This window comes from Bradyrhizobium sp. 153 (assembly GCF_023073835.1).
In the GTDB taxonomy this organism is placed as follows: Bacteria; Pseudomonadota; Alphaproteobacteria; order Rhizobiales; family Xanthobacteraceae; genus Bradyrhizobium.
The window spans coordinates 24,997-36,383 of the sequence record NZ_JADPKH010000092.1 but is presented as its reverse complement, the minus strand read 5'-3'; the positions used below and the strand labels follow the sequence as shown (position 1 = coordinate 36,383).

General features: G+C 64.3%; 12 protein-coding genes. 8 read left to right on the top strand and 4 right to left on the bottom strand.

Annotated elements, in window-relative coordinates; translation table 11 throughout:
* Window positions 1–170: 170 nt before the first annotated feature.
* Window positions 171–650 carry a hypothetical protein gene (locus IVA91_RS24275; protein ID WP_247418112.1) on the bottom strand — a complete coding sequence of 160 codons (480 nt, stop codon included), beginning with the start codon at window positions 648–650 and terminating at the stop codon, window positions 171–173.
* A gap of 52 nt (window positions 651–702) precedes the next feature.
* Here IVA91_RS24275 and IVA91_RS24270 point away from each other — a divergent pair, with 52 nt between their 5' ends.
* The 3 genes from IVA91_RS24270 (at window position 703) to IVA91_RS24260 (ending at window position 2,388) form a co-directional block, all read left to right on the top strand.
* A complete protein-coding gene (locus IVA91_RS24270) occupies window positions 703–1,410 on the top strand; it encodes a Crp/Fnr family transcriptional regulator (RefSeq protein WP_247279923.1) in 708 nt (235 codons plus the stop codon).
* 151 nt (window positions 1,411–1,561) lie between these two features.
* Window positions 1,562–1,939 carry an Hpt domain-containing protein gene (locus tag IVA91_RS24265; protein ID WP_247279924.1) on the top strand — a complete coding sequence of 126 codons (378 nt, stop codon included), beginning with the start codon at window positions 1,562–1,564 and terminating at the stop codon, window positions 1,937–1,939.
* Window positions 1,940–2,139: 200 nt separating this feature from the next.
* The gene (locus IVA91_RS24260; protein WP_247279910.1) at window positions 2,140–2,388 is read left to right on the top strand and encodes a hypothetical protein; all 249 of its coding nucleotides are present in this window, start codon (window positions 2,140–2,142) and stop codon (window positions 2,386–2,388) included.
* 58 nt (window positions 2,389–2,446) lie between these two features.
* Here the strand turns inward: IVA91_RS24260 and IVA91_RS24255 are convergent, their stop codons facing one another.
* Window positions 2,447–3,070: a helix-turn-helix transcriptional regulator gene (locus IVA91_RS24255; protein ID WP_247279911.1), complete on the bottom strand. Its 624-nt coding sequence runs from the start codon at window positions 3,068–3,070 to the stop codon at window positions 2,447–2,449.
* 335 nt (window positions 3,071–3,405) lie between these two features.
* On the opposite strand from IVA91_RS24255, the gene IVA91_RS24250 reads away from it, so the two are divergent.
* From IVA91_RS24250 to IVA91_RS24240, 3 genes are all read left to right on the top strand, one after another.
* Entirely contained in the window at window positions 3,406–4,569 is a 1,164-nt protein-coding gene (locus tag IVA91_RS24250; RefSeq protein WP_247279912.1) for a hypothetical protein, read from the top strand.
* Between the two features lie 379 nt (window positions 4,570–4,948).
* A complete protein-coding gene (locus IVA91_RS24245) occupies window positions 4,949–5,371 on the top strand; it encodes a hypothetical protein (protein WP_247279913.1) in 423 nt (140 codons plus the stop codon).
* Window positions 5,372–5,663: 292 nt separating this feature from the next.
* Window positions 5,664–6,872 carry an EAL domain-containing response regulator gene (locus IVA91_RS24240; RefSeq protein ID WP_247279914.1) on the top strand — a complete coding sequence of 403 codons (1,209 nt, stop codon included), beginning with the start codon at window positions 5,664–5,666 and terminating at the stop codon, window positions 6,870–6,872.
* Window positions 6,873–6,955: 83 nt separating this feature from the next.
* Here IVA91_RS24240 and IVA91_RS24235 read toward each other — a convergent pair whose 3' ends face one another.
* Entirely contained in the window at window positions 6,956–7,810 is an 855-nt protein-coding gene (locus IVA91_RS24235) for an NAD(P)H-dependent oxidoreductase (protein ID WP_247279915.1), read from the bottom strand.
* Between the two features lie 90 nt (window positions 7,811–7,900).
* Between IVA91_RS24235 and IVA91_RS24230 the strand changes: the two genes are divergently transcribed.
* Window positions 7,901–8,839 (top strand): LysR family transcriptional regulator, encoded by a 939-nt coding sequence (locus IVA91_RS24230; protein WP_247279916.1) that lies wholly within the window; start codon window positions 7,901–7,903, stop codon window positions 8,837–8,839.
* Window positions 8,840–8,849: 10 nt separating this feature from the next.
* Here IVA91_RS24230 and IVA91_RS24225 read toward each other — a convergent pair whose 3' ends face one another.
* Window positions 8,850–9,710 (bottom strand): DMT family transporter, encoded by an 861-nt coding sequence (locus IVA91_RS24225; RefSeq protein WP_247279917.1) that lies wholly within the window; start codon window positions 9,708–9,710, stop codon window positions 8,850–8,852.
* Between the two features lie 159 nt (window positions 9,711–9,869).
* Here IVA91_RS24225 and IVA91_RS24220 point away from each other — a divergent pair, with 159 nt between their 5' ends.
* Window positions 9,870–11,237: a PLP-dependent aminotransferase family protein gene (locus IVA91_RS24220; protein WP_247279918.1), complete on the top strand. Its 1,368-nt coding sequence runs from the start codon at window positions 9,870–9,872 to the stop codon at window positions 11,235–11,237.
* Window positions 11,238–11,387: the final 150 nt, after the last annotated feature.

Sequence of the window (11,387 nt, the reverse complement as noted above, 5' to 3'; positions counted from 1 at the left end):
CGTTGTTCGGCTCCTGCTCGAACTTCACCAATTGATTGTCGACGGTGTCCAGGCTCTCGCTGGTCTCCGTCAAAAACTCCCGCAACAGATCATCCATGAGGTACGCCTTACTGAGCTGGACTTCCGCGGCTGAGCCGCCCTTGGCATCGACAGAAGCCCTCTTTCGATCGTTAGACATCCCCTTTCACGGTCCCGTTAATTTCAGCCTCCGTGCTAATACGGATATTGAAGACAAGTTTGCCGTTCGGCGGCATGCCAGGGCACATTTCGGCAAAACCGGCACCGGGCCGCGACGGCGAAGGGCGTGAGGTAAAGGCGCCAATTACGGCGCACGGCGCGCGCGAGAAAGTCCTGTCCGTGAAGGCGATAGGCACGGCCTGCGTGAAATTGAATGGAGCCGGCGCGCGATCGCGCTCGCCCTCGCGAGGCTCGCTTCGTGCTTTGCCGAGATCCGCGAATTTCGCATATTCGGTAAACGAACCGTTACCCCATGGCCGGTGCGGCTCGTTCCGCGCTAACCAGCCGCGCGGACGAGTCGATCTCAGCGCCGGCGGGCGCCGCGCTGACGCACGTCTACTTTCCGCACGGCGTGTCCTCATGCCGACGCCGGACATCTTGTCCCAATTGCCAACATAGCCCGACGTGAACATGATGGAACTTACTCGCACAAGGAGCGATGGTTCAGAAGGCGAGGAGGCAGCTTTGGAAACGACGGGGCGCCCATCCAACGGTTTCCTGTCTGCGCTGTCGGCAGACGATTATGAGCTGATCCGCCCGCACCTGCGTGCGGTCGATCTGCCCCATGACGCGGTGCTGGTCGAAGCCGGCGAGACGCTCAAGCGCGCCTATTTTCCTCACCGCGGCGTCATCTCGCTGGTGGTGAAGCTCGCCAAGGGCGAGCATGTGCAGGTCGCGATGATCGGCCGCGACAGCCTGCTCGGGACACTCTCGACCATGGGCGATGCATGCGCGCTGAACACGGCCGTCGTGCTGATTCCCGGGGTCGCGTCCGTGATGGATCTCGACCGGCTGCGCGGCGCGGCCGACCAGAGCAGCAGCTTGCGGACCTTGCTCACGCGCCACGGTCTGGCGGTCTACGCGCAGGTCCAGCAGACCGCAGGCTGCAACGCCGCCCATTCGGTGGAGTCGCGGCTGTCGCGCTGCCTCCTGCACACTCACGACCTGTCGGGCGACTACCGGCTGCTGCTGACCCAGGAGGCCATGGCACAGATGATAGGGGCGCGGCGCAACAGCGTGTCGCTGGTCGCCAACACCTTGCAGCAGGCCAATTTCATCCACTACAGCCGCGGACACATCCAGATCATGAACCTGGACGGCCTGCGTCAGACCGCGTGCGAATGCTACGCCACCGTGAAGGCGCATTACGACCGGCTGCTCGGCCCGCGCTGACCCGCACGCGTGGTAAACCGACGGCTAATGCCGGCCTGCAAACAGGAGTCGTCCTGCTTCCGGAACTGAAATCTGGATGCCGTAGACATGGCGGGCCTCGCACCGATTCCGGCCCGCGCGGCATCGAATCGTGATCGAGGCAGGCCAGGCCATGTTTGAAGTGAGCGTCGCGCCGGCGCAGAATGTGCTCGATGGCGCGCCCGCGCGCGACCCGAATGCTTATGCGACGCTGGTGCGCGAAATCGGCGAGAACGGGGCCCGCGAGGTGCGTGCGGTGTTCTGGACCGAGACCTGCGCGCGCCTGCAACTGTTCCGCACGCTCTCGGGCGAGCAGCACCAGGCGAGGTTCGCGCGCGAAGCACATTCGTTGAAGAGTGCGGCCGGCACGTTCGGCTATGCCAGGCTGGCGGCGCTGGCGCTGCGGTTGGAGAAGTCAGCGCAGACGCTTCACGACACTGAACTCCGCGAGCTCCTGGACCTGATGGATGCGGCCTACGCCGCGGCGCGCGCGCAGGAACCGGAAGGCTAGAGCCATTTCCGTTCCGAGGGAATCGAAGCGGACGTTGTGTTCCTGGTTTGACGCGTTTTCTTGACGCGAACCGGCTCCACTTCGCTCGAAAACGCTGTAAACCACCCGCGCGTGTATTCCCGCCGTACTTCTACGGCTTGGAATTTTCACAGATGGCTAATCATAGCTGGCGATAGTCGCGAGAAACCAGGAGGGTTTCCATGTTCACCTACGAGACTGCGGACCAGAAGGAGGTCCGTCGCTTCCGCATCGCTCAGTTCAACGGCCGGATGGCGACGGTGAAGTCTGGCGGGTCGACGGTGACTGGCTTCGTGCGCTCGGTACTCGAGCAAGAATCGAGCATCCCTCCCCGCTGGACCATCACGATCATCCCGAACGCACCGAAGGACGAGCCCAAGCCGCTGCGGCCCGTATCGCGCACGCGCCCCTTCGCCGAAGACTATTTCTGAGCGGGATCGGCTTTCTCCCGGGCCGCGCCGCCGGCCGGGCACAAAGCGACCATCAACCTCAATCGATCGAATGCAGCAGCGCCGCACGGACGAGGTCCGCGGTGTTGCGCGCACCGAGCTTGCGCATCGCCTCGGCGCGGTGGCTTTCGAATGTACGTGGGCTGATCTGCATCCGAAGCGCGCCCTGCTTGTTCGAATAACCTTCGCTGATCAGCCTCAGCACCTCGCGCTCGCGCTTGGTCAGCCGCTTCTGGCCGGACAGGCCAATCAATTCGGCGCTAGGCACGCGTTGCGGCAGCGGCACGCGCGGGATCCGCGCTGCGGCGTCCCCGGTCCCGGATGGGGTCGGCAGGCCGCCCTTGTGAGGACCGGCAAGCTGCTTGACGAGGCCACAAACGCGCTCGGTCTGCGCCAGCGCATTCTCGACCACGCGCTGCAAATAGGCGCGATCGCCGGTGACGGGCGCGAGCTGATCGCTGTGATGCTTGATCTCGCCCATGTAGAGCAGGAGCGCAGTCAGGGGGCCGTTGAGCTCGCGGGCAATGGCGGCGGCCATTTCGTCGGCGGCCTTGGCACGGACGGCGTTCAGGCGGACGAAATCGAGCTCTTCAGCTGGAGCAGCGCTGCGTTCGTACCATTCCGACGGCCGCGAATCAGTGGCCGTATCATTCTGTGACGCCATGTCACTCGTTTAGCGGAACCGAGCCCGGTCTGTGATTAACTTTTTGCTCCGTAAGACTACGGTGATTTCGGCAGCTTTGCGCTAAATCCGCGGCATCGGCACAATTTATGCTTGCACGGCGCCGTCGCCGACCGCGCAGAGGTTGAGATTTCGCCTCAAATTCTGGAGCACGCGGGCGAAGAACCCTCAACCGGCACCTCCGCTCCTGCCAGTCCCCCGGATTTTACGGATTAATTAACGGCGACTTGCTTCTCTAAGCGAGGTTGAGAGCGCGCAAATGCCTCCACGCATTGGGCCCGCAAGCCTGCGGGAGACGCTGCGAAAGATTGCGTGCCATGAACGAGATCGATCGGCTGTCGGAATTCTTGCAGAGGCTGACGCCGATGTCGCGGAGCTGTCTGCTCAGCGAACTCGAGCGGCTTGAGCTGTGTGGCATCGACATGCCGGGCTCCGCCGACATTCAGTCCCGCTTGCGCGCCGAGTTTCGCAAGGACGGATCGGCCCATTCGCGCGCCACCAGCCCCTCGCGCTATTTCTTCGCGCCGCTCGAGCTCCTCCTGATCGATGGCGCACCCGAGCACGCCAATGCGGGGCGGATCTCACGCAACACCCTCACCCCGATCTGGGAGTGGATCTGCCGCGACCTGCTGCCGACCATGGCGCGCGACTACATCAAGGCGATCAACGACCAGATTGCCGCCAACAACCTGAAGGAAGTGCAGAAAATCGCATCGACCTTCCAGACCAAGGTCCTCAAGGTCCTCGAGAGCACCCTGGCGTCGGCGGACAGCACCCAGCTCGCACGCGCCAAGCTCGCGCAGTACACCGCATCGCGCACCGCCTTCGACGACGTGATGAAGATGCTGGACGTGCTGCGCGCCGGCGACGCGCTGCCGAAATTCAACGCGAAGCTGCCCGAACGGATCGCGAAGTTCGATGACAACCAGGTGGCCCAGATCACCTGGCAACTCGACGCCTTCGGGAAGTCCCATCCCCGCGCGCTGCCCTTCGCGCTGACACTGGTGGCAAGGCGCCTGAAGACGCCCTGGCAATTGGTACGCCTTGCCACCAAGGCCGCCGCGAGCAAGTCCGCCGCAGACGTCGCCGCCGCGCCCTATGCCTGCGTCGTCCCCATGGTGCTCGACCGCCTCGACGACAAGCGCCTCGCTCTTCGGGTCGCGCTCCGGCACAACCGCGTGCTGGTCGCCCGCGACCTGCTTGCCGAGATCTACGACACCGAATACGCGCTCAAGGTCCGCATCGACGGCATCGAACATTGCGATTGGGGCATCCGCCTCCAGCAATTGATGGACGCGATCGCGGCGCTGGTGTCCGCCGAGGTCAGCCGCTTCCCCGCCAATGTCGGCCACATTCTCGGATCGCGCCGGCTGCGCAGCCACGATACGTTGGGCGGCAAGTTGACCTATCTGGCCTGGAAGGGACGCGACGCCATGCAGGACGGCGCGGCGGCGTTTCGCAAATTGATCGGGCAGACCTGATATCGCGCAGTCATCAAAGCGCGAGAGGCTTTCGCGTTATCGGTGAGCGATCATGTCCTAATGCGCGCGCGGCAGGCAGAGGAAGCGATCGAGAAATCGCCCCGACAGCACGAATCTGAACCACCAATACATCATTCGCCGCATTGTCATTGCTGCAATCCTCGACAGCCCACCACCGGCTGGCGGAGCAATAGCGCAGGAGCAGCAATGCGCATGTGATGTGTTTCACATTTGGGTCGAACACGCGCGGACGCATCGTCGCAGAACTGTCACGAGCGAAGGTAGAACGTGCGCGCATCGCGCGAAAATGAGTTCCACGGCCACAGCTGTCGCTCCTATCCTCCGATGCAACGAAAGAACGAACCGTAAGGAGGTCGTGATGAGATCGAACCGATTGATCCTGACGATGGTGACGTTGCTCGTGAGTGCGCTCGCGCTCACATCGACGACGATGGCGCAAACGACGCCGCAAGGCGATGCTGCGCCGACCGCCGACAACGCGGTGCTGCTGACCGTCTTCTTCAAGCACGATCAATCCCGGCCGCTTCACGAGCTGAATACGCAACTCGAAAAGCAGGGCTTCTACAAGGCGTTTCCGCCGCCCGGCGTCGAGGTCTTGAGCTGGTATGTGATGATGGGCATTGGCCAGGTGATCACGCTGCGCCTGCCGGCGTCGCGGCTGCGCGAGGTCAACCGCGTGATCGAGGACACGGCATGGGGCCCTTACCGCACCGAATTCCATCCGACCTATGACTACAAGGCGGTTGGCGTGGCACAACACGAAAAAGCCGCCGGAAATTAATTCTCTAATCGCCCTGTCATTGCAGCGAACGGCTACGCAACCGCATCGCTCGATGCGTGGCATCGGCGAGCCGCGCTTCGATCGATCGCGCGGGAGAAATTCCGCATGCGCTGGCTGTCGTTGTCCGTGCGGTGCCTGAGTATGCAAATTCTTTTCGAAGATTCTGTCGACAAATTAGCTCGAATTGCAGCGCTTAACGTTACTCAGATAATTCAACAACGATGTGAAGCTCTCCTTATTTGAACCCACGCTCGCCGTTTAAGAAACTGTCACGGAACGGGAGTGGTATGAGATGAACGATGGGATTATTGAACTCGTCGGACGAAGGCCTGTGACCTTCGGACGGCGAAAGGTGACGCCGCGCGCCTGCGTGGCCGACAGCAAGCGCCACTTGCGTGCATTCCTCAGCGAGGTGCTCGAGGATCTGGGCTTCGTCACCAGCGAATGCGCCAGCGCGGACGAGCTGCAAACCATGCTCGCCACCGAATTGCCGGACCTGATCCTGCTCGGCGTCGCCACCGATGGCATCGAGCCGGGAAGATTCCTGGAGATTTTGGTGCGCGAGGCATTTGCGGGGAAGGTTCTCGCGGTCGGCGCCCGCGAATCGATCATCGTCAGGGCCGTGCGGCAGGTCGGCGAGGAATATGGCCTTGCGATGCTGCCGCCGCTGACCACCCCCTTTGCCGCGGAGACGCTGCGCGAGCGTGTCGCGATGCTGCTGCCGGAGGAGCCGGCGCCGAGCCCGGCCGTGCATGTCGGCGAGGCCTTGCATGCCGGCTGGCTGGAGCTCTGGTACCAGCCCAAGATCGACGCCCGCACGCTGATCCGCAGCGGCGCCGAGGCGCTGGTGCGAATGCGCCATCCGACCTGGGGCGTCGTGCCGCCGGCCTATTTCATTCCCGAGGAGCACGATCCGCATCTGCGTGACCTCTCGGAATTCGTGATCGAGCGCGCCATGCAGGACTGGCACTATCTGCTGGAGCAGCAGAGTCCGGTCGATCTCTCGATCAACCTGCCGGCGTCCTACCTGAAGGAGCCGCAGGCGGTGCGCGATCTCTGCCGCCGCATGCCGACGCATCCGGCCTTCGGCGGCTTGACGATCGAAATCGACAGCCAAGACGCGACCCGCGATCTCGACCACCTGACGGAGATCGCGCGCGAGGTGGGTCTGCACAATATCGGCCTCGCCGTGGACAATCTCGGCGCCGACTGGCCGGCGCTGATGGGCCTCGACAAGATTCCCTTCGTCATGCTGAAGGCGGACCGGCATTTCGTCACCGGCAGCGGCAATGACCGGCTGAAGCGCACGGTGTGCCGTCACATCGTCGAGCTCGCGCAGGGCTACGGCGCGCGCGTGGTCGCCGAGGGCGTCGAGAGCCGCACCGACCTCGTCGCCGCGAACGAGCTCGGCTTCGATCTCGTGCAGGGCTTTCTGTTCGGCAAGCCGATGCCGCTGAAGAAGTTCGCCCGCTCGACGCTGACGAAAACGGTGATGGAGTGAGCTCGTTCGCGGCTCGTATGTCGCTGGAGACGCGCGAGAATCGTCAAGCTCGCGCGTGTTCGCCGGTCTGCCTGGCCGGGCACTTACGCTATTGCGGCGCTGACATCGGTCGGCGACTGCACGGCGCCCGGCTCACCATGCGAGACGCGCGCCTCGGCTCGCTCGAGGTGAAGCGCGAAACCACTCGCCTCGGGAGGCTCGAGCCCGGCGCGCAGCTGCATGCTCGGAATCAGGTAATCGCCGCCGTTTTGGCGCCGATAGGGAATGGGCGAGGCCGTCGCAAGCGTTCTCATCCTCTCGCGCAAACGTTCGGCGATCGCTTCGAAACCGGCTTCGCCGAGCTTGTCGGCCTTGTAGACGACGAACGGCGGAAGGACGTCATAGCCGGGGTAATAGAGGATGCCGTGATTGATCGGAAACAGCAGGTCCTCGATCGGCCCGTTGATCCCCCGGGCCGAATAATGCTCCTGCCAGCCGCCGGCCGTCACGATCAGCATCGCGCGCTTGCCCGCTAGCGTGCCCTCGCCGTAGCGGTCGCCCCACCGCTTGTCGCTGTGCTCGCCGACGCCATACGCGAAGCCGTAGGCGAACACGCGGTCGACCCAGCCCTTGAGGATCGCCGGCATGCTGAACCACCACAGCGGGAATTGCAGAATCAGCACGTCTGCCCACAGCAGCTTCTCGATCTCGCGCTTGACGTCAGGAGTGAGTGTGCCGGCCTCGAAGGCCTGCTTGGATGCAGCGGCGGGCGCCAGCCGCGCGTCCGCTAGCAGTGACGGGAAGTCGGCGCGATCGACCTCCGATTTCCAGCCTTGGGCATAGAGGTCCGTCGCCCGCACCTCATGGCCCTGGGCCTCGAGCTCTCTGGCGGCAACATCCCGGAGCGAGCCATTGAGCGAACGCTGTTCGGGATGCGCAAAAACAATCAACACTTTCATGATCAGCACCATTCGTTGACGATGTCCCGCAGCTAGCGCGGCGGGCTGCAAACCGGTAGATGTCGGCAATGAATAGGATTATGCCGGAAAATGGATAAATCGGAGGTCACGCTCGAGCGCATGCGCAGTTTCGTGCGGGTCGCCGAGCGCGGAAACCTGTCGGCCGTCGCACGCGAGCTTGGGTTGGGCCAATCCACGGTGACACGGCACATCCGCGAACTGGAGCAAGCCGTCGGCGTGCCGCTGCTCACCAGGACCACGCGCAGGGTGACGATGACGGAGGAGGGGCGCCGCTACTATGCCGACTGCGTGCAGATCCTGCGCCTGGTCGAGCACGCCGGCGACGAGGCGCGCAGCACGCGCGATGCGCCCGCTGGAATGGTACGGATATCCTGCACTGCGGCCTTCGGCGTGCTCCACGTCAGCCGTTTCATCTTCGCGTTCCAGGACCGTTATCCGGACGTGTCGGTGGATCTCAGCCTGACCGACGAACGGATCGACCTTGTGAGGGAAGGTGTCGACGTCGCACTCCGTCTGGGGCCGCTTGCCGAGAGTTCGATGAAGCTCAAGTCCCTGGGACAGTCGCGGCGGGTGCTTGTCGCCGCACCGACCTATCTTGCCGAGTGTGGCAGGCCCGCGCGTCCGCAAGACCTCGCCAATCACCAGGCAATCAGGATGTCCAACATCGCCGGCAGCGATGTGCTTGTCCTGCAAGGACGTCGTGGCGGCCGCCATGCGGTCCCGTTCGCCGGACGGTTGCGCGTCGATCACGGACTTGCCGCGCGAGAGGCGCTCGCGGCGGGCCGCGGGATTGCACCCGCACATCTTTGGCTCGTCGGCGACCTTCTCGCGACCGGCCGACTCGAACACGTGCTTGCGGACTATTCGCCGCCTCCCGTTCCACTGAAGATGCTGATCGTGCCGGAGCGGTCCGGCGTCGCGCGGGTGCGGCTGCTGGTCGATTTTCTCGCCGAGCAGATCGCGCGAATCCCTGGGATCGAAAAATCGCCGGGCAGAAGGCAGAACTAGCTGGCCATCGTCACGCAAACCGCCGCGCGAAGAAGACGCAAACGACCACGAGGAGAGTCGCGGCGATCATGCTCCAGGCAACCGGCTCGTGCAGCAACAGGCCGGCAAGCGCGAGACCGAAGAATGGCTGGAGCTGCTGCAACTGGCCGACGCGGGCGATGCCGCCGAGCGCGAGCCCGCGATACCAGAAGATGAATCCGACGAACATGCTGAAGACGGAGACGTAGGCAAGCCCGACCCAGGCGGGCGCACTGACGCCGCTCCATGTCGGTGGCCAGGTCCAAATCACGACGGGCACCATCAGCGGCAGCGCGAGCAGCAGCGCCCAGGAGATCACCTGCCAGCCGCCGAGGCGGCGCGACAGCGCGGCGCCTTCGGCATAGCCGAGGCCGCACAAGATGATCGCAGCCACCATCAGAAGATCCCCGGTCAGCGAGCTTGAGCCGTCGTTCGACAGGGCAAAGCCCGCCACGGTCGCACTGCCGAGGACGGCGAACAGCCAGAACAGCGGCTGCGGCCGCTCACCGCCGCGCAATACGCCGAATATCGCGGTCGATAGCGGCAAGAGGCCGATGAAGACGATCGAATGCGCCGAGGTGATGTGCTGGAGCGCGAGCGCAGTCAGCAAGGGAAAGCCGACCACGACACCGATGGCGACGATGGCGAGCGAGGCGAGATCCTGCCTCCCCGGCCGCGCCTGACGGAGCAAGCCGAGCACGGCCAGGCCTATCAACGCCGCAATGACCGCGCGCGCGGATGTCAGGAACAGCGCGGAGAAGCCGCCGACCGCCACGCGCGTCGCCGGCAGCGAGCCGCTGAAGATGATGACGCCGAGAAGCCCGTTGCCCCAGCCGCTGCCGGAAGATTGCATTCCTGTCTCGCTTTTGGCTCGCGATCCTGGGGCATCGCAGATGACAAGGCCAGCGACAGTTCAGTACAATCTGGCGAAACTGTATGGATATGGAAGGCACTACACTTGGACAGCGACGCATCAGCGAGAGGGCGCAACGGAACGCGGACCGCAGACGTGATGAGCGCGATCCGGGCCAAGGTCGCGGGCCGCGCGCTCGGCGCCGGCGACCGCTTGCCGTCGATCCGCAGCCTTGCCGCGACGATGCGGGTTTCGCCTTCGACCGTCGTCGAAGCCTATGACCGTCTGGCTGCGGAAGGGTTGATCCGCGCCCGCCGCGGCTCGGGCTTCTACGTCTCGCCGGCGATTATGCCGCCGCTCGCATTGACCGAGGCCGAGCCGCGCCGCGACCGGGAAGTCGATCCGTTCTGGGTCTCGCGGCAGTCGCTCGACGCCGATGCAGTCGCGCCAAAGCCCGGCTGCGGCTGGCTTCCTCCGGAGTGGATGCCCGAAGCAGCGCTCCGACGCGCCACCCGCGCGCTGGCACGCACCGACGCCAGCCTATTGACCAACTACGGCAGCACGCGCGGTTTGCCGGCGCTGCGCCGGCTGTTGCTCACGCGCCTGGCCGAAGATGCGATCGAGGCATCGATCGACCAGCTCATGCTGACGGGGTCAGGCACGCAGGCGACCGACTTGATCTGCCGCTTCCTGCTCCGTCCCGGCGACACCGTGCTGGTGGACGATCCCTGCTACTTCAATTTTCGCGCCTTGCTGCGGGCGCATCAGGCAAGAATCGTCGGCGTGCCCTACACGTCATCGGGTCCTGATGTCGCAAGCTTCGAGCAGATCCTCGCCAGCGAGCGGCCGCGGCTGTACATCACCAATTCAGCGCTCCACAATCCGACCGGCGCGACGCTGTCGCTTCCGACCGCGCATCGGCTTTTGACCGCGGCCACCGCGCACGACCTCACTATCATCGAGGACGACATTTTCGGCGACTTCGAGCCGGAGCGGTCGCCGCGCTTGGCAGCGCTCGACGGGCTCAACCGCGTGATCCGCGTCGGCAGCTTTTCCAAGACGCTCTCCGCCTCGCTTCGCTGCGGCTATATCGCCGCGCGTGCCGACTGGATCGAGCATCTGGTCGATCTTCAAGTCGCAACCAGCTTTGACGGCCCGAGCCCGGTCGCGACGGAGGTCATCGCAACGGTGCTGGCCGGCGGCAGCTATCGCAAGCACATGGACGAGCTCAGGCAAAAGCTCATGCGCGCCCGGCGCGACGTCGCGCGTAAGCTTCAGGCGCTCAGCATCGAGCCATGGCTGATGCCGCGCGGCGGCTTCTTCCTGTGGTGCCGTCTCCGGGACAGCCAGGATGCTACGGCCGTTGCACGCGCGGCTCTCGAGGTGGATGTGGTGCTGGCACCCGGCAACGTGTTCAGCGTGTCGCAGACGGCGTCGCACTTCATGCGGTTCAACGTAGCGCAGATGAGCGATCCGCGAGTTTGGGACGTGATGCGGCGGGCGTTAAAGGCGGGTGGCGCGGCGTGACTTGGGCAGCCCCGTGTCAGTCAGGATCAGTTCGCCCGTCCAGCGATCCCTGCCCCTCCAACATTGACAGCGCGGACCGGACTCTCTCTCGGAATCAATACACCTTCTTCGTGCGGGCAACCGATAATTCCGTCGACCACCGCTATCGAT